The sequence below is a fragment of the Alteromonas genovensis genome (assembly GCF_010500895.1).
Classification (GTDB): Bacteria; Pseudomonadota; Gammaproteobacteria; order Enterobacterales; family Alteromonadaceae; genus Alteromonas; species Alteromonas genovensis.
The window spans coordinates 63,806-83,254 of record NZ_JAAAWO010000001.1 but is presented as its reverse complement, the minus strand read 5'-3'; the positions used below and the strand labels follow the sequence as shown (position 1 = coordinate 83,254).

Here is a 19,449-nt window from a genome sequence, read left to right as displayed (position 1 = left end):
GTTTACGACGGGAATAGCAAAAACGAGTATCACAATTAAGCTTATATATATAAAAACGGGGCTGACTGTACGCGCATAGAGCACAGTAACCCCCGTTTTTTATGGTTTATTTAGCAGACTGACCAACTCGAATACTGAGCCTTTAAAGCAAAGGTAAACGTTACATTGGCGTTGACAGAAGCTAAGCGTTGAAAGGAGCTAAGCCTTAAAAAGGCTTAGCGTTAACAAACGTCCTTTAGCTAACCTGAATATTCGTTATCTGAGTCATTCACTTAAAGTGCAGCAATAGTATCGTACTGCTCTTTAAGCTTGGCCAGTGCCTTTTCACCTTCGTCTAATTTTGCGCGCTCTTTTTCAATAACCGCTTCAGGCGCATTACTAACAAACTTTTCATTACCCAGCTTTCCGCGAGTTCGAGACACGTCTTTTTCTACTTTCTCCATGGCTTTAGTGATACGAGCAAGCTCTGCATCTTTATCAATCAACCCAGCCATGGGAATAAGAATTTCCATCTCGCCCACTAACGCGGTAGCGCTCGCTGGCGCGGTATCGTCTTTGGTTAAAATAGTCACGCTCTCAAGCTTAGACAGTTTGTCTAAGAAGCCTTTCGCAGCGTCTAATCGCAGCGCATCAGAATCACTGACATTCTTCAGCAACGCATTTAGCGGCTTATTCGGTGAAATATCCATTTCCCCTCGAATGTTGCGAATACCGACAATAAACTTCTTCACCCATTCAATATCAGCGAGAACCGCGTCGTCTTGCTTAGCGCTGTCTACTTCTGGGAAAGGTTGCACCATGATGCTAGCGCGGTCTTCTATTTTAAGCGCACTTAATGGCACTACACGCTGCCAAATAGTGTCAGTGATAAATGGCATTATTGGGTGCATTAAACGCAAAAGACTTTCTAGCACGTTGATGAGCGTATGGCGAGTTCCGCGCTTTTCAGCTTCGCTACTCGCGTCGTTGCTCAGTACTGGCTTAGTTAATTCTAAATACCAGTCGCAGAACTGATTCCACGTAAACTCGTAAATTGTTTGTGCTGCAATATCAAAACGGTAGTCAGACAATGCCTTTTCAAACTCAACGAGTGTTTGCTGGAACTTCGCCCAAATCCAACGATCAGCCAGACTCAGTACCATCTCGCCGCCGTTAGCGCCGGTATCGTGCTCTTCTGTATTCATTAATACAAAGCGCGAGGCGTTCCAGATTTTATTACAGAAGTTGCGATAGCCTTCAACGCGAGACATATCAAAGTTGATGTCACGGCTGGTGGATGCCATTGCAGCAAACGTGAAACGAAGTGCATCTGTACCGTAGGCATGAATACCGTCAGGGAACTGTTTGCGGGTGCGCTTCACAATTTTTTCTGCTAGCTGAGGCTGCATCATTCCGGCGGTGCGTTTTTCAACAAGCGACTCGAGGTCGATGCCGTCAATCAGGTCGATAGGGTCAAGTACATTGCCTTTCGACTTCGACATTTTATCTCCGCTTTCATCGCGAATAAGACCCGTAATATAAATGTCTTTAAATGGAATTTTACCGGTAAACTTCTTCGTCATCATGATCATTCTGGCTACCCAGAAGAAAATAATGTCAAAGCCTGTTACCAACACTGACGAGGGAACAAACGTTTCTAAATCAGGGGTTTCTTTAGGCCATCCCATTGTTGCAAATGGCCATAATGCGCTTGAGAACCAGGTATCAAGTACATCGTTATCTTGTGAAAGCGTCACATCATTGCCAAGGCTGTGTTTTGCACGCACTTCTTCCTCTGTGCGTCCTACATATACCTTGCCGCTATCGTCATACCATGCAGGAATTCGGTGTCCCCACCAAAGCTGCCTTGATATGCACCAGTCTTGGATGTTGTTCATCCACTGGAAGTAAGTTTTGTTCCAATTCTCTGGTACAAAACGAATCTCTCCACTTTCAACAGCTTCAATAGCTGGCTTAGCAAGTGACTCTACCGCTACATACCACTGGTCGGTCAGATACGGTTCGATTACCGCGCCGGTGCGATCCCCACGAGGCACTTTAAGTTTATGCGGTTCAATCTTAACCAATACACCTTGGCTGTCTAGGTCGGCAACAATTTGCTTGCGCGCATCGAAGCGATCTAAACCGCGATACGCCTCTGGCGCCTCATCGTTAATTTTGGCATCGTCGGTTAAGATATTGATCATAAGTAAGTCGTGGCGCTTACCCATGTCATAGTCGTTGAAATCGTGCGCTGGCGTTATTTTTACGCAACCAGTTCCAAATTCCATATCTACATAATCATCAGCAATAATAGGAATTAAACGGCCCGTAATAGGCAGCTTAATATCTTTGCCGATGAAATCTTGATAACGCTCATCGTCAGGGTGAACGGCTACTGCGGTGTCACCTAACATTGTTTCTGGACGGGTTGTGGCAACCACAAGCTCACCACTGCCATCGGCAAGAGGATAACGCATGTGCCACATATGGCCGTCTTCTTCTTCGTTTAGCACTTCTAGGTCAGAAACGGCGGTGTGAAGAACAGGGTCCCAGTTAACTAAGCGTTTACCGCGATAGATAAGCCCTTCTTCGTGCAGTTTTACAAACACTTCGGTTACTGCTGTTGAAAGGTCATCGTCCATAGTAAAGACTTCGCGAGACCAGTCTGGCGAGGTGCCCAATCGACGCATTTGGCTAGTGATTGTGCCGCCACTGTGTTCTTTCCATTCCCAGATCTTTTTAATAAAGTCTTCTCGGCCTAGATCGTGGCGAGTTTTGCCCTGAGCGTTTAGCTGGCGTTCAACCACCATTTGCGTAGCAATACCAGCATGGTCGGTACCCACCTGCCATAGGGTATTGTCACCCTTCATGCGGTGATAGCGAGTAAGTGCATCCATAATGGTTTGCTGGAAACCATGACCCATGTGAAGGCTACCCGTCACATTTGGTGGAGGAAGAAGAATACAGTAGGGGTCGCCGCTACCAGATGCTTTAAATAAACCCGCCTCTTCCCATTTTTGGTAGCATTGCTGCTCAATAGACTGCGGTTCGAAGGTTTTATCCATTACTGACTCTCGTTTAAAAGCTGATGTAAAAAAGTTGACGACTGTAGGCGATTTTTGTTGTTTCGCTCAAATCTAACCATGCTCTATAAAGATTTGCGTTGAATAAGCGGTGCCAAGTACGCTAAGTCACGCAGACTTAAACTGCATATTACATCCAGCTTGCTGATAGTTTTTGTATCTCACCCGCGCTGCTTGCTTAGCATTTTCATCCACGGGCACAAAATCGATGATTTGGCGGTGCTGGTTAGGCGATGACACCATCCCTGAACCCACGTTAACCACCATTTGTCGTCTGGCAACCTGCTCAGGCTGCCAGCATATTTCTACCGGCGTGCCCGCTTGCGGTCCTTCACCATAAAGGTTGTGAGGAACAAAACGGTTCGCCGGTAGTTGCCACAACAATTCATCAACTTCTTCTGCTTGTGCTTGTGTATCACACAGCACGCTAATTTTTTGTTTATTAGCAAACGCGTTAGCAACGACTTCACTGGCCTTACCCGTTACGCCGTTGTCGCTAGCACTGAGTTGATAAAAAATAACCTGTGGCATAGAAGATTAATCCTCTAGCTTAATGTCGGCACGATTCATCAAGAATTGTGACAACATAGGTACTGGGCGTCCGGTTGCGCCCTTGTTCTTGCCACTGCGCCATGCTGTTCCTGCAATATCCAGGTGGGCCCAGTTGTACTTTTTAGTAAAGCGGGACAAGAAGCACCCAGCAGTAATACTACCTGCAGGTCGTCCACCTAAGTTTGTCATATCAGCAAACGGGCTTTCTAGCTGCTCTTGATAGTCGTCCCATAGCGGTAGTCTCCACGCACGATCTGAACTTTGCTCAGAAGCATTCAACAATTCGTGTGCAAGTGGGTTATGCGTACTCATTACCGCCGTAGCATGATGACCTAGCGCAATAATTGCCGCGCCAGTGAGCGTTGCCACATCAATCACTAACTCTGGCTCATAACGCTCTACGTAGGTAAGCGCGTCGCACAATACCAACCTACCTTCGGCGTCGGTGTTAAGTACTTCAACGGTTTGTCCCGACATAGTAGTCAGTATGTCGCCAGGGCGATAGGCGTTGCCACTAGGCATATTTTCACAGCCAGCCAACACGCCAATAATATTGATTGGCAAATTCAGCGCAGCAATGGTGTGCATGGTTCCCAATACACCGGCAGCGCCGCCCATGTCGTATTTCATTTCATCCATGGCTTCGCCTGGCTTAATTGAAATACCACCGGAATCAAAAGTCAGGCCTTTACCTACCAGTACAATAGGCGCTTGATCTGCAGGACCGCCGCGATGATGCATAATACTCATCATGCTTTCATTTTCTGAACCGCGACCTACAGCCAAATACGCCTGCATGCCTAGTTCGGCCATTTGCGTTTCATCCACCACTTCAGCCGTGACGCTGTCATAACGACTCGCGAGCTCTTGGGCTTGTTTCCACAAATAGTCTGGATTACAAATATTTGGCGGCATATTGGCCACGTCTTTGGTCACCTTAGCACCGCGAGAGATAGCTAGACCGTGATCGACGGCGCGCTCACCTACTGTCAATTCACGACGTGTAGGCACATTGAACACGATTTTACGCAGTGGCCGACGAGGCTCGCCTTTTTTGGTTTTTAACTGTAGAAAAGTGTAAAGAGAGTCTTCAGTAGCTTCTACTGCTTGACGCACTTTCCAGTAGGTATCACGACCTTTTACGTGAAGCTCGGTTAAGAAGCACACCGCTTCCATTGAACCCGTTTCATTCAGTGTTTGAATTGTTTTAGCGATAATGTTTTTGTACTGGCGCTCGTCTAGCTCTCGCTCTTTACCACAACCGACAAGAAGCACACGCTCGCTTAATACATTTGGTACGTTATGCAGTAGCAACATTTGCCCGGCTTTACCTTCAAGGTCGCCGCGGCGCAACAGGTTGCTAATATAGCCATTGCTAATTTCGTCAAGCTGCTCTGCTACTGCCGTTAATCGGCGTGGTTCAAAGACACCTACAACGATACAGGCACTACGTTGTTTTTCGGGGCTGCCACTTTTTACACTAAACTCCACGATATTACCTCGCTTTTCGTCGTTTATAGTTTGCACGATGACTAAAATCACGTAACGTTTCGCGCTGCTTTATGTTTTAATACGCAGCATAACTTTTTAGTTCACTGCAATTAACGCGTTTGCCCATAAATATAGGCCAATTTTGCGTCTAAACATCATGCAAACGGTTTATGATTGCAGGCAAAACTTGTAAAAACGGTAAGTTTAAACAAAATTGTGCTTTCTTTCACTAAAATTCCTAATTATCCGGGCAGACTGAGATGCTGATATTCCGCTATTTACTTAAGGAAACGCTTAAATCTCAGCTAGCGATTTTCTTTATCTTAATGGCCATTTTTGTCACTTTACGCTTTGTTCGCGTTTTAGGTGACGCTTCTGATGGCGATATCCCAGCCGGGCTCGTTTTAGGCTTTCTAGCGCTTTATGCCCCCATACTATCATCTCTTGTTCTTCCAATAAGCGCTTATCTTGGAATAATGCTGGCTCACGGTCGTTTATACGTCGATAGTGAAATGACCGTCATGCGCGCCTGTGGTATCAGTGAATGGTACATTACCAGAGTGATGCTGTTCCTATCGGTGCTGATCATGATAGTGACCGGTGCAATCACGCTATACTTTGCCCCCTTAGCTGCGGAAAACGAATACCAGCTAAGAGAAAAAGCGCGCAATGAAGCAGGCATTTCCGCCCTAATGCCCGGCCGTTTTCAACAAACCGGAAACGAAAAGGCGGTTATTTTTGCTCACGACGTAGATGAAAACGATAAGCTTCAACGAGTATTTTTATCGCAAAATCAGAGTGACGATAGCAAAGAACAAGTTCGTGTGGTTTACGCCCAAAGCGGCGACGTGGCAACCAATGCCGACGGCACCCGAAACCTTATTCTCAAACAAGGCGTGCAGTACGAAGGTGCTCAATCTGGCAAAGCTTATCGAAAAGTAGAATTTGACGAATACCAGATTCAGATTGCAGATAAGCCCGCTGAAGAGCCCCGTAAAAAGGTCAGCGTTTTGCCCACGGTAGAGTTATGGAACGAGACCAGTATTGAAGCGCGAGCAGAGTTGCAGTGGCGCATTGCTATTCCACTGTCGATCCCGTTTCTAGTGCTTATTGCTGTGCCGTTAAGTGCCGTTGACCCAAGACAAGGTCGCTTTGGAAAAATGTTCCCTGCCATTCTTCTTTATCTAGGCTACTTCTTATTGTTACTGGCTAGCCGCCGTGTATTAGAAGATGGAAAAATGCCTCCTCAATTGGGTTTGTGGTGGGTGCATGCTGTCATGTTGGTTATTGGGTTTGTGTTAATTGTGCGCGATAGGAAAACCGGCACGCAGCTGCGCGCTTGGGTACTGGGGAAAAAGTAAATGTTTAAAATCCTCGATCTATACGTCGCTCGCACATTATTAGGCACCGTAACCGTCACCTTAAGCGTGCTGATTGGCCTGAGCGCCCTCATCAAATTTGTAGAACAGCTGAGAAAAATTGGCGAGGGCGACTACGACATGCTCGTTGCCTTTCTCTATGTGATACTGAGCCTACCTCGTGACCTAGAGCAGTTTTTTCCTATGGCTACCCTACTCGGTGGTTTAATAGGCATGGGGGTACTTGCCAGCAACAGCGAATTGGTAGTGATGCAAGCTGCAGGATTAAGCCGGTGGAATATCATTAACTCTGCCATGAAATCCACTCTCGTGATGATCCTTGTGGTAATGGCAGTGGGTGAATGGGTAACCCCCGTGAGCGAAACAAAAGCCAAACAAATTCGCACAGAAGCTATTTCCGGGGGAAGCTTGTTTTCGTCTGATAAGCTGGTATGGGCGAAAGATGGAGAGCGTTTTGTCAGCATTGGCCAAGTACTCAGCCAAGACGCATTAAAGAACATTCGCATTTATACGTTCAACCCAGACCTCTCCTTACAAAGCATCAGCTATGCAAATTCAGGGGCATTTGATGATGACGGATGGTGGCTAAATAATGTAGATATCACGTCGTTTACCGAGCAACAAATTACCAGCGAAAGCTTTGAAAGGAAGCGTTGGAATTCAACACTTACACCAGACAAATTGGGCATTGTTGCTGTAAAACCAGAGGCTTTGTCTATTACCGGGCTTGTTGATTACGTCAATTACTTAGAAAGTAACGACCAAGACCCTGCTCGCTACGAACTGGCCCTATGGCGCAAAATACTTCAACCGGTGTCTGTGGGTGTTATGTTGCTCATGGCGCTGTCTTTTATCTTTGGTCCACTGAGAAGCGTGACCATGGGTGCGCGGGTTATTATGGGCGTGCTGACAGGCTTTGGATTCTTTATTTTAAATGAAGTGTTCGGCCCGGTGAGTTTAGTTTATCAGCTGCCGCCATTCTTGGGCGCTATTTTACCAAGTCTACTGTTCGCTGCCGTGGCAGGCATTATGCTCAGGCGCTAAAACGTTTCACTTAATCAGGGCAGTGTTACTGCCCTTTTTATTTTCCGTTTTTCGTTTATTTAAATGTTCTACCAACTTTTATGATCGTTAGCTTCTTTTGACAGCTTTAACACTTCAGTTTTTGCTAGCCTGTCTTGAAGTGACTGCTTTTCTTTCACATCAAATAAAACCAGTAACGTACCTAGCCCGAAAAGCGAACCAACCAAGCGCGTTATCAGTCGGGTCATTGTTACCGGTTCTTCTACCGTGCTGAATATGCGTAAACGCCATGCTCGCATACCCAAAGTTTGGCCACCTCGTTTCCAAAACCACAAGAAAAAACCCGCTACCCAAAGCCCTACCCAGCTTTGAATTAATAGCTTATACCCCGTAGAAGCTTGAATGAGGTCTGCTGGCTCAGCAAAGCCCTGCATATCGAGCCCGCCATTTTTAAGCATGACGATTAGCGTCACTATCATCACCATTGCTGCACACATACCTACCGCAACCGCGACGAGTACGTCATATACCATGGCAGCAAGGCGTCTAAAAAAACCTGCCCTCTCACCAAAGTCATTGGCAGGCTGGGCCGTATTCGGCTCAGTGTTTGCACTTTTCTCACTTTTATTTCGAACTCGTTGTTGAGCTCTCGTTTTGTTTTTCGCCACGGTATTCTCTTTTCACTACTTCGGTACTGTCGTTATCACGGTGTAGTGTGACACAAGCTTGAGTTTGCATAAACACGCACACCGCTCAATTACGTGCTTTTCATATTTATTAGCTTTTAGAGCTACCTATTTTTATTGAAAAACAGGCTAACCATAAAATCACTTCGAATTTTTGAATTAAAAATGACTAAGAAATAAATAAAAGTGCACCGAATAAAAGAGACAAGTACAGGAACTCAGGCCCGACAAACAACACGTTGTTGGCAAGTATCAGGAAGTAATGACAAATGGGCAAAGCATGCTATTGTCATTCAAAGGGCGTGTTTATCTTTGAATGACAATAATCTGTTTTTTGCATCTTTCTGCGCATCTAGATGTACGCGACGATCGTTATATATTAAAAACGTGTAAGTCTTATTGTGACAAACACGGCTAACAACAATAAATAAACGTGCGGCAGCGAGCCTAGCTCACATAGCTGTACTCAAGGAGCCAAAATGGAACACGAAATCCTGTTTCCGCTGTTATGTAAAACTGCTGAAGGTAATAAAACCGCCTTTGCCGAGCTTTATAAAACAACCAGTTCACAACTTTACGCAGTAGCACTTAAAATGCTTAAGCGGCCAGAACTTGCGGATGAAGCAACGCAAGATGCCTACATAAAAATTTGGCACAATGCAGGAAGCTATCAGCGAACTAAAGGTACGGTATTAACGTGGATGGTGAGTATTGTGCGCTATCGAGCACTCGATTTGATGCGCTACCATAATGTTCGCAATGAAGTTGAGCTAACTGAAGATGCTACCGCTATTCCAGACACTCCACAGGCTTTTAAGTTAGGCGGCGAGCAGGAGAAACTCGCCGCTTGCCTAGATGAACTCGACGGACCACAACGGCAAGCTATTCACCTTGCTTACATTAATGGCTTATCTCACCAGGAGGTGGTGAATTATTTATCGTCGCCGTTAGGCACAATAAAAAGCTGGATTCGAAGAGGATTACAAAGCCTTCAAAGGTGCTTATCACTATGAATTATTTAAAAGAAGAAACGCTTAACGCGCTTGCGGCGGAATATGTGGTAGGGACACTACGAGGAAAGGCCCGCGTTCGCTATCAAAAATTGATGATGCAGTATCAAGCGGTGAGCGACGCCACTGCGCAATGGGAACAGTATTTAGCGGGTTTCAACGATGCGGTTACCCCCGTTCAACCGCCTGAACGGGTTTGGGATGTGATTCAACAGCGTTTGGGACATTCAGATTCTAAAGATACATCAGCGCAAATTGTTGATTTTGAGCGTGCAAAACGCAATCGCTGGAGAGGTTTGTCTGCACTGTCTACCGCAGCTGCATTAGTCCTTGCTGTGTTGCTTGTGGTTATGCAGCCTTCTCCTGTTGAAGAAGTGTCGCATATTGCTGTGGTGAATAACGTGGATAACACCCCATTGTGGGTGATTGAGGTATCACCGAGCACGTTGGACGTGAAAGTGACCGATGCCTTCACTGCACTTGCTAATAAAGATTACGAACTATGGATGGTTCCTGCGAATGGTGAAGCGCCGATATCACTTGGACTTATGCCTGAACTGGGCAGTGATAGTAGAAACACGCCGGACATTTTACTTGATAGCAGCATAGCAGCCCTTGCGATTAGTTTAGAAGAGCCAGGCGGCTCTAAAACTGGTTCGCCAACCGAAGTACTTTATATCGCGCCAATTTTGTCGGTATAGAATATTTTTCAACTGCTCTAAAGGCCGCATTTTTACTCATAAAAATGCGGCCTTTTTCTTTTTATTTACCTTTTTTAAACATTTATTTTAATTTTTTTTGTTTTTTTTGCATCTAGTAGCGCATCTCACTCGTTTAACTCTATGAACTCATCAAACAGAGAGATACATAATGACAATCTTCAAACGTAAAACACTATCGGTTGCAATTGCTCTCACTTGCGCTGCAGTTACAGCAGGTGCCATTGCATCAAGTCATAGAGAAGCGCCAAACATTACCCGCGCTCCAGCGGTAGACAGTACAGATTTTTACGCTTTTAACAGTTACGAAGAAGGCCGTGACGGCTACGTAACCTTTATTGCCAACTACATTCCATTACAAGATGCGTATGGCGGACCAAATTACTTCGCAATGGATCCTAACGCGCACTACGCCATACACATCGATAGTGATGGCGACGCAGTGGAAGACGTAAGCTTTGTATTTAATTTCACTAACATGCTTGCTGCTGATAACGAAGGCATTGCCCTTCCGATTGGTCCAGAAGGCGACCAAAAAATGGTGAAAGTACCGCTTAAAAACATCGGTGGTATTAGCGCTGATGATTCAAGCGCGGCAAACTTCTCTGAAATGTACTCGCTAACGATGGTTTCTGGCGACATGCAGAGCGGCGAGCGCACTACATTAACGCCTTCTATGGGCGATATGTTTAAGAAGCCGCTTGATTATATCGGTAATAAAACCTTCACCAGTGAAGCTGAATATGCCCGTTATGCAGAAAGCTTCATCTATTCGTTTGCTATTCCTGGCTGTGACGATATGGCTCGCGTATTTGTAGGTCAGCGTAAAGACCCATTTGTAGTTAACCTTGGTAAAACATTCGACTTGGTAAACTATGTACCTGTTGAAGGAGATAGTGCGCCGGGTGCTGGCGATGGAGAAGGTTTCCCAGGCGGTATTACACAAAGCGAAAACAATGATGACTTACTAGATAAAAACGTAACGTCACTGTCTGTTGAAGTACCTGCAGCGTGCGTAACCGGTGATGGCAACGGTGTAATCGGCAGCTGGACTACAGCAAGCTTGCCACAAGCAACAATCCTAAACCCAGATGCGACCTTCGCAAAACCATCAGTAACTGGTGGTGCAATGACACAGGTATCTCGTTTAGGCAGCCCGCTAGTGAATGAGTTAGTTATCGGTATTGGTGATAAAGATACGTTCTCAAGTGCGCACCCAAGCGATGACGCTCAGTTCGCTGATTACGTTACTCACCCGTCGCTGCCAGAACTACTCAACATCTTGTTTAAAGACGCGGTTAACACCACGCTAGGAACGGATATTGAGACGCTAGCGCCAACAAACTTCCCGAGAACCGACTTGGTAACAGCCTTCCTTACTGGCTTCCCTGGTGTTAACCAGCAAGCAACAGTAACACCTTCTGAAATGCTTCGTTTAAACACGGGTATTCCAGCCACGCCAGCAGAGTCACAATCGGCATTTGGTGTAGCAGGCGATGATTTGGCAGGCTTCCCGAACGGTCGTCGTCCAGGTGATGATGTTGTGGATATTGCGCTTCGCGTAGTGATGGGTCGTCTGTGCCACCCAATTCCAGTAGCAGGTGAAGATACAGACCTAGAACTTTGTGCACCTGAAGATGCAAGCGTAGGTACAGTGCCATTTACTGACGGTGCACCTGTGGATGCAAGCATGATTGATTCATCATTCCCATACCTAAGAACGCCTATTGCTGGCTCTGAGTAAGGAGCACAACTATGAATAAACCTATTGAGAAAAAATCAAATAGAAGCATTCATCGAATTTGGATCGCTACATCTTTAGCACTAGCCCTATCAGGTTGTTTTGATAGTGATGATGATGACAACGCGCCCGAAATCAATGAAGCACCTGTTGCAGTAGATGACATGCTTACAACGCAGGCAGACATTGCATTTGAAGGGATGCTTAGCGCGTCGGACCCTGAAAACGATCCGCTTTCGTTTGCATTGGAAGAAGATGGTTCGTTAGGTTCAGCCGCTGTAAACGCAGACGGTAGTTTCACCTACACGCCTAACGCTCAGGTAACAGGCTCAGACAGCTTTACCTTTAGTGTTAGCGATAGCTTTAATCAGAAGGTGACTGGAACGGTCACTGTGACCATTGAAGCTCAGCAACTATCAGTGACAAGCTATACCAGAGCGGCGTTTAATCAAGCGCCAACTGATGAGCCTCTTCCAGTCAATGGACGGGAGTTTACTCAGGATGCTGATGATGCAGCATTTGACGACTTATTAATCGATTAAATAGTCTTTTATCAATTAGATTAAACAATAATCTAATTGATAGCACGTAACAAAAAGACTGATTAATAAATCGTTGTAAAAGAGCATAACCGCAAGGCCAAGGATGGCCTTTTTTTTTAGGGAAATTTCATGTTCAATCCTCTACCTTCATGTGTCACTTTCTGTTGTTTTTTAATTACTGCAAGCGCTTCATTACTGCTTTCAATGCCAACAATAGTGAATGCAGAACCTGTAATTAACAACGCTACACAAGAAGTATCTAAAGACACCATCATTGCCACTTGGCAACCTACTACCACAACACTTTCTACTATTTCTGATGCAGAGAAACTTTTGACCGCAAGTCGTTTCTTATCAGCATCGGGAAATGAGCGCCAGCAAGTTACCCAGTTCGTAAGTAGACTTCGTTCATCACAGACAAAGCTTAGTTACGAGCAGCGACAGCGTCTGGTAATTCTCGAAGCCAGGTTGATGCAAGGCGTACATAAATTCGATGACGCCCTTCAACATCTTAATACCATTGATACCACGCACTCTGGAGCTGCGCAGTTACTACTGGCAGATATCAACATTCAGCGAGGTCAAGGCGACAAGGCTAAACAACACTGCGAACAGCTAATGGGCAAAACCAGCTTTCTTCTTGCTTTTGGTTGTGTGTTAAATGCCGATTTTTCCATAGCGCCTTCAGAAGATGTATATAACAAGCTGCAAAAGTTTGAGCGATACTCATCACTTACGAATGCTGAATCGATTAATGAAGCTGAATATATATGGTTTAGAGAAACTCTAGCAAGCATGGCGCTAGCACTTGAGAAGCCAAATCTTGCCGTTCAGCAGCTATCAGAATTTACTTTATCAACGCTGCCAGTAAGTGCTTTGATAACATGGGCCGATGCCCATTATGCGACGGGGCAATATGACACTATAACGACAGTGCTTGGCCAAGAAGTCAGTAATATATCCCGCTTAGACGATGCACTTTTACTAAGATGGGTAAAAGCGCAAAAGGCCCTTAACCTCGATGACACAAAAGAGATGCGCCTGTTAAGCAAGCGTATGCAAATAAGGGCATGGCGAGAGGACACATCACATGCTGCCCAAGTGGCAAGCTATTACCTCGATGTAGATTATCAGCCACAGCTAGCGCTAAAGTTTGCTCGTCTTAACTGGGAATATGCCCAAACCAAACACGATGAACATTTATTGAAACGAGCGGAAAAGGCCCTGAGCGCGAAGGACGCAGAAGCTGCCCAAGCCACACATGGCTCTCAGGCTTCTCAGATCTTTCAGGTCTCTCAGACATCTCAAATCACTGAGAGCTAGGGCGTTTTTTACAGTTAAGCTAACGGAGTTAAAGCTAGGTTATGCAACGAGTAGTATTATTTTTCTTCATTTTTTTTAGCACACAATGCGTGTCTCATGAATTGAGCAGTGGCTATCTTACACTGAACCAGCAGGAAGCTGGCGTGTTTCAGGGTGAGTTATTACTCAAGCCTGAAGACATCGGCCAAGCCGCCAATTTAGACACCAATAATGACGGCAAGCTATTGTGGAGTGAAGTGTTAGCCAATCAACAACAGGCTGCCGCTTATATTGCCAACGCGCTACAGATAAAACAGGGAAGCGGCAAGTGCCCTGTTTCTGCTGCAACTCCTACCATGCGCTCTATCTCCGCCGAATCTCTTATCGTTTATCCTTTGTCAGTTAATTGCCAAGCGCGCAATACTGAAGAAAGCAGTGAAGACAGCAGTCAAGATAGCAGAGAAATCAGCATTAGCTACGAGGGCATTTTCGACATATCGCCAACCCATAAGCTTCTTACTACGGTAAATGTGCAAGATGAAACCCTGACATCGGTGATTGCCGAAGACAAACGCATACTTACCCTGTCGCCTAAAGCACTGTCTACCGCGTCGCAATTTTTTGAAATGGTTTACCAAGGCATTTGGCATATTTTTATTGGCCTGGATCATATTCTTTTTCTCGTGGCGACCTTGCTTACTGTGAACCTAGCTCGACATCAACGCACGTGGAAAAAAGAGGACAAGAAGCGCGATATTGTTAAAAGCACGGTAATTTTAGTGAGTGCCTTCACCCTAGCCCACTCTATAACGCTTACCGCGACTGCCCTTGATATCATTACGCTAAATAGCAGGTGGGTAGAGCTGGGCATTGCAATTTCCGTTATGCTAACGGCACTGAACAATATATTCCCAGTGGTATTTAGGCTCGGCTTTTTAACCTTTGGTTTTGGTCTTCTTCACGGCATGGGTTTCGCAAGCGTGTTTGCAGAATTAAACGCACAATCGAACAGCCTAGTAATGAGCGTGGCCGCATTTAATATTGGCGTTGAAGTTGGGCAGCTCGCCATCGTATCCCTACTGCTGCCCCTCCTGGTGTTAGTGCGAAACTGGCATGTGTATGCCAAAACCATCATGCCTATCGCCTCATCAGTCATCGCGATTATTGCATTAAACTGGACGTTACAGCGCTGGTAGCGTTAAAAGAAAACGCCCTCGTTTGATATTTATTTCAAACGGGGGCGTTTCTCTCTTTTTAGCCTTGTGCAACTTAGACGCTTTTACAAACTCTCTAAATCGTACACGCCTTGCTTAGAAAGCTTTTCATTTAAAGGCGCAATTCGCTCGTTAAATAAGGTTTGCAGCTTCAACTTATATTGCTGCCATTTTGTTTCAAGGTCGTCTAACCGCTTAAGCGCGCCGGCTTGCGCTGGCGCCCCCGTTCTATCAAAGTTATCCATTAAAAATCGTACTTGTCTGTCGAGCATATTTGGCCAATTAATGTCGTCTTCGAAGGTTTGATGTTTGGGCTGAATAACTAACGATTCCCATTCATCTATTTCACTCACAATGCTTTTGATGGATGTTGACACATCGTTCGCTAGCATGACGTTAGACGTTGCCACATGCTTAAGCCGGTCACGGACATCACGCGCTTTTTGAAGGTGGGCGAATAATTCATTGAGCACATCTTCACTCGCCTGAATACTCTGCTCTACTTTTTGTAATTCCGCAGGCTGAGTATTCTCCCTTGGGTCGGGCAACACATTAAAGGGGCGGGTTTGCGACACATCGCCAACCGTGATGGTTGCTTTGTATTCCCCTGGCATTACTCTCGCGCCATTCCAACCACCGAATAACGTTACGTTATCAATACAATTAAGGGGCTGACGACGTAAGTCCCACTCAAAAGTGTTAAAGCCAGCATCGGTAGATGGATATGTAAATTTCAGCGGGCTACGAATATCTTCATTACCTTTAGCGCATTTTTCAAACGCACTCGCTGAAGAAGATAACGTGCGCACCAGTTGGTTATTGGCATCAAATATATCGATACGAAGGGTTTCATCTTCATCTAATGCCTCATTTAAGAAGTAGCGAAATGTAGCCCCTCTCGCAGGGTTTTCTGCTTCTAATTGACCACTGATATTGCCTCCAGCTAAAAGGCGTACCCCATCAACAGGGCTAAACTGGAACAGCACTTCATCAACCAATGTATTGTTAGCCTCGCGAAGTGGCGCTATGTCGTCCAATATCCAAAAGCCCCGCCCTTGAGTAGCAACCACCAAGTCATCGCCTTTTACCTTAAGATCGGTTATTGCCACCGGCGGTAAGTTGAGCGACAGCTTTTGCCAATTTTTACCATCATCAAAGCTTATAAACATTCCGCTTTCTGTGCCGGCAAACAGCATACCTTCTTGCTGACTATCTTCACGAACCACTCTCACAAAAGCGTCTTCGGGTAAGCCTTTGTCTATGCGCGTCCAGCGTTTACCATAATTTGTCGTTTTATAAATATATGGGCTGTAGTCGTTAAGCTTGTAACCAGTCACTGCTACGTAGGCTTTTCCTTCAGCGTGAGGGCTTAGCTCTATGGCATTTACCTGCGCTTCTTTTTTATGGGGCGTAATATCTGTCCAGTTTTTGCCTTCATCGTTAGTGAGATGCAGCTTACCATCATCGGCACCTACCCAAAGCTCTCCCGCGTTTGTTGGCGATTCAGCAATATAGAAAACCGTATTATAATATTCAGCGCCCGCCTGCTCGTTAGTAATAGGACCGCCATTTAGCCCCTGCTTTTCAGCATCGTTACGGGTAAGATCGGGGCTAATCTCTTGCCAATTTACGCCTCTGTCAGTGGTTTTTAATATCATCTGTGTTCCGTAATACACCGTATCAGGGTTGTGTGTTGATACTAAAACCGGCGCATTCCAATTAGTGCGATACTTTTGGTCTTTTGCATTACGACCAAACACGTATTCAGGGTAAGGCATGATAGGACGGGTTAACCCACTGCTTCTATCAAATTCAGTAAGCGTACCGTTAATGGTAGTCGCGTATATAAGCGAAGGATCGTCAGCATTAAACGCAATATGAGCGCTCTCACCACCGCCAACGGCAAACTGTTCCTCTATACCAATGCCGCTATCGAAGGTAGCAGAGGGCGTCGCCATGGTGGTATTGTCTTGCTGGCCACCATACACATAGTAGGGTTTAAGGTTATCTGTGATCACACGGTAAAATTGTGCGGTAGGTTGATTGTAAATGCTCGACCACGACTCTCCGCCATCAAAGGTGATGGTTGCGCCGCCATCGTTAGCATTGATCATGTTTAAGCTATCTTCTGGGTTAATCCACATGTCATGGGTATCACCGTGAGGCAGCGACCTTATTTCAAAGGTTTTGCCACCGTCGATGGATTTGTGTAGCTGAACGTTCATCACATAAAGCGTGTTGTCGTCGTTAGGGTCTACTTTGATATGATTGTAATACCACGCCCTGGCTTTAAGAATATTGTCGCCATTCATTAACTCCCATGTAGCCCCAGCATCATCACTGCGATACAAGCCACCCTCATCGGCTTCAATAATGGCGTAGAGTCGTTTGGGGTTTGATGGTGATACATCAATTCCCACTTTGCCAATGAGCGTAGGCAAGCCTTTTTCAAGCTGCTCCCAGGTTTCACCGCCATCAATAGACTTATAAATGCCGCCCCCATCGCCGCCAGATTTTATAAACCAAGGGGTTCTGCCATGATGCCACATACTGGCGTACAGCACTCTAGGGTTAGACGGATCTAAGGCTAAATCCGCGGCCCCTGTTTCGCCATTCACTTTTAATACGTGTTGCCAGGTTTTACCACCATCAGTGGTTTTGAAAATACCGCGCTGTTCGTTGGGAGCCCAAATATTGCCTTGAACCGCAGCCCAAGCAACGTCTGGATTCGAAGGGTGTATGCGTATTTTTGGAATTTGACCCCGATTGTCTAATCCAACCAGCTTCCATGTTTCACCTGCGTCGGTAGATTTATAGATGCCTTTGCCATGACTTGTGGTAACGCCTCGAATAGGCCCTTCGCCAGTGCCAACATAAATTACGTTGGGGTCGGAAGGTGCCACGGCAATAGAACCAATGCTCCCTACAGCGAAATGTTCATCCGAAATTGGCTTCCACGACAATCCCGCATTAGTGGTTTTCCAAACCCCTCCACCTGCTGTGCCCATGTAATAAAGTTGAGGTTTCCCATCAACTCCGGCAACAGCGACAGAGCGACCGCCGCGGTATGGACCAATAAATCGGTACTCCATGTTGTCGAAAAGCTCTGCGCTGACGGTTTCTTCTAATGCACTGGTTGAAAATGATGTACTTAGCAGTGTGGTAATAGACACAATTAAAGCAGCTAATGTTCGCCGTAATATCATTGCTGAACGCCTTATTTTGGTTATTATTTTCAAAAGTGGAAATGCTTATTTTTTGATGTTTTGTAACGATGAGCTTTTATATTGCAGCCAGCGTAGCGTTAAGGCAATGACTTTGGTGAGGAATTTGAATAAGCAAATATACAATAATGTTAAGATGTGAATATGTATTGGGCTATAGAGTTTTAATGCGCGGCACGTTGAAGCCCCCTTGGACCTTCAACGTACCAGCACGGCAACGTGTTACGCTCTTTGCTTTGACCTAAGATCGAAAACGGCATAAGAAGCAACGATTAAAAAGCAACCCGCGGGGACAATGTAGGATAGCGCTGTGCTGTAGTTATCAATCAGTGCCGCTTGAATAAGTGGAATAAGTGCCCCACCAAGAATAGCCATTACCAATCCTGCCGCACCAAATTTAGCGTCATCTTTTAATCCGTGTAATGCAATGGCATAGATAGTTGGGAACATGAGTGATAGGCAAGCCGAAATACCAATAAGCGCCCAAACGCCTGTATCATTAGGCATGGCAATCATGCAAAGACACAGTAACGTAGCCACAGTAGACATAACGGTTAACAGAGCCGCAGGCCTAATAAAGCCCATGATCCATGTCATTACAAAACGCGAAACAAGGAAAACCAACATACTGTATTGCAACACAGTCCCACCAGATATTTCATCTCCGCCTTTCGCTTCCATTACGTATTGAATAGTAAAGGTCCACACACAAGTTTGTGCTGCTACATTAAAAAACTGCGCCACTACACCAAAGCGATAGTGGCGATTTTTGAAAAGCCTTCCCATTGTGGCCCTAAAATCGACCTTATTACTCGTCTCTTGAGCCTGACAAACTGCGGGCGTTTTCATCATGGCAATGGCTATCCAAATAACCACCAACACGCATGCAAACCCCACATAGGGCACCATAACGGCCTCAAGTTCAGCACTCATTACCGCAACGAGTTGATCAGCACTCATGTTACTTCGCTCATCGGCTGTTGCTTGGTTTAATTGGGGAAGAATGAGCGTTGCTGCTAAAAACACTCCTAAGTTAGTACCAACGGGATTGAATGATTGAGCAAAGTTTAAACGGCGCGTTGCCGTGACTTCGCTTCCCATACGCATAACATAAGGGTTTGCTGAGGTCTCTAATATCGATAACCCACCCGCTAAAATAAAAAGCGCAGCGAGAAAAAAGCCATACGTCATCATCTGGCTTGCAGGGTAAAACATAAATGCACCAACGATGGCACACCCCAAGCCTGTCAGTACCCCTGTTTTATAGGAAAAACGCTTGTTGATGAATGCAGCAGGGATCGCCAAACAAAAGTAAGCACCATAATAAGAAAATTGAACGAGAGCCGATTGAAGTGACGACATAGTAAAAATTTTACTGAACACTTTAACCAGCGGATCGGTCATATTTGCTGCAGTCCCCCACGCTGCAAAACACACCGTAAGGAGAATAAAAGGCAGTAACATATCACGGGAAACTAAGGGGGCTTTTTGTTGCATGGGT

The 19,449-nt window shown here is 45.6% G+C and carries 14 protein-coding genes; 8 read left to right on the top strand and 6 right to left on the bottom strand.

All coding sequences use genetic code 11. The features are described 5' to 3' along the window. Window positions 1-272: 272 nt before the first annotated feature. The 3 genes from GTQ48_RS00310 to pepA all read right to left on the bottom strand — a co-directional run bounded on the left by GTQ48_RS00310 (window position 273) and on the right by pepA (window position 5,108). Entirely contained in the window at window positions 273-3,047 is a 2,775-nt protein-coding gene (locus GTQ48_RS00310; protein ID WP_163104354.1) for a valine--tRNA ligase, read from the bottom strand. Window positions 3,048-3,173: 126 nt separating this feature from the next. Next, window positions 3,174-3,596, bottom strand: coding sequence for a DNA polymerase III subunit chi (locus tag GTQ48_RS00305; RefSeq protein ID WP_163104352.1), 423 nt, complete (start codon window positions 3,594-3,596; stop codon window positions 3,174-3,176). Window positions 3,597-3,602: 6 nt separating this feature from the next. Continuing rightward, a complete protein-coding gene (gene pepA / locus GTQ48_RS00300; RefSeq protein ID WP_032097563.1) occupies window positions 3,603-5,108 on the bottom strand; it encodes a leucyl aminopeptidase in 1,506 nt (501 codons plus the stop codon). Between the two features lie 260 nt (window positions 5,109-5,368). Between pepA and lptF the strand changes: the two genes are divergently transcribed. Then, window positions 5,369-6,469 (top strand): LPS export ABC transporter permease LptF, encoded by a 1,101-nt coding sequence (gene lptF, locus GTQ48_RS00295; protein ID WP_163104350.1) that lies wholly within the window; start codon window positions 5,369-5,371, stop codon window positions 6,467-6,469. After that, window positions 6,470-7,531: an LPS export ABC transporter permease LptG gene (lptG, locus tag GTQ48_RS00290; protein ID WP_163104348.1), complete on the top strand. Its 1,062-nt coding sequence runs from the start codon at window positions 6,470-6,472 to the stop codon at window positions 7,529-7,531. It abuts the gene before it with no gap. A 68-nt stretch (window positions 7,532-7,599) separates the two neighbouring features. On the opposite strand, the gene GTQ48_RS00285 is transcribed toward lptG, so the two are convergent. Continuing rightward, window positions 7,600-8,043, bottom strand: coding sequence for an RDD family protein (locus GTQ48_RS00285; protein WP_203565055.1), 444 nt, complete (start codon window positions 8,041-8,043; stop codon window positions 7,600-7,602). A gap of 632 nt (window positions 8,044-8,675) precedes the next feature. On the opposite strand from GTQ48_RS00285, the gene GTQ48_RS00280 reads away from it, so the two are divergent. The 6 genes from GTQ48_RS00280 to GTQ48_RS00255 all read left to right on the top strand — a co-directional run bounded on the left by GTQ48_RS00280 (window position 8,676) and on the right by GTQ48_RS00255 (window position 14,706). Further along, window positions 8,676-9,209: an RNA polymerase sigma factor gene (locus GTQ48_RS00280; RefSeq protein WP_163104344.1), complete on the top strand. Its 534-nt coding sequence runs from the start codon at window positions 8,676-8,678 to the stop codon at window positions 9,207-9,209. Continuing rightward, entirely contained in the window at window positions 9,206-9,907 is a 702-nt protein-coding gene (locus tag GTQ48_RS00275) for an anti-sigma factor (RefSeq protein WP_163104342.1), read from the top strand. Before GTQ48_RS00280 ends, GTQ48_RS00275 begins: the two co-directional genes overlap by 4 nt. A 169-nt stretch (window positions 9,908-10,076) precedes the next feature. Beyond that, window positions 10,077-11,669, top strand: coding sequence for a DUF4331 domain-containing protein (locus tag GTQ48_RS00270; RefSeq protein WP_163104341.1), 1,593 nt, complete (start codon window positions 10,077-10,079; stop codon window positions 11,667-11,669). Between the two features lie 11 nt (window positions 11,670-11,680). Beyond that, entirely contained in the window at window positions 11,681-12,208 is a 528-nt protein-coding gene (locus GTQ48_RS00265; protein ID WP_163104339.1) for an Ig-like domain-containing protein, read from the top strand. Window positions 12,209-12,337: 129 nt separating this feature from the next. Then, a complete protein-coding gene (locus tag GTQ48_RS00260) occupies window positions 12,338-13,531 on the top strand; it encodes a hypothetical protein (RefSeq protein ID WP_163104337.1) in 1,194 nt (397 codons plus the stop codon). A gap of 89 nt (window positions 13,532-13,620) precedes the next feature. After that, window positions 13,621-14,706: a HupE/UreJ family protein gene (locus GTQ48_RS00255; protein WP_338023267.1), complete on the top strand. Its 1,086-nt coding sequence runs from the start codon at window positions 13,621-13,623 to the stop codon at window positions 14,704-14,706. A gap of 83 nt (window positions 14,707-14,789) precedes the next feature. Here the strand turns inward: GTQ48_RS00255 and GTQ48_RS00250 are convergent, their stop codons facing one another. Both GTQ48_RS00250 and fucP read right to left on the bottom strand, forming a co-directional pair. Beyond that, on the bottom strand, window positions 14,790-17,930 hold the full coding sequence (locus GTQ48_RS00250) for a VPS10 domain-containing protein (protein WP_163104333.1): 3,141 nt from the start codon (window positions 17,928-17,930) through the stop codon (window positions 14,790-14,792). A 240-nt stretch (window positions 17,931-18,170) separates the two neighbouring features. After that, window positions 18,171-19,445, bottom strand: a complete 1,275-nt coding sequence (fucP, locus tag GTQ48_RS00245; RefSeq protein WP_163104331.1) for an L-fucose:H+ symporter permease — start codon at window positions 19,443-19,445, stop codon at window positions 18,171-18,173. Window positions 19,446-19,449: the final 4 nt, after the last annotated feature.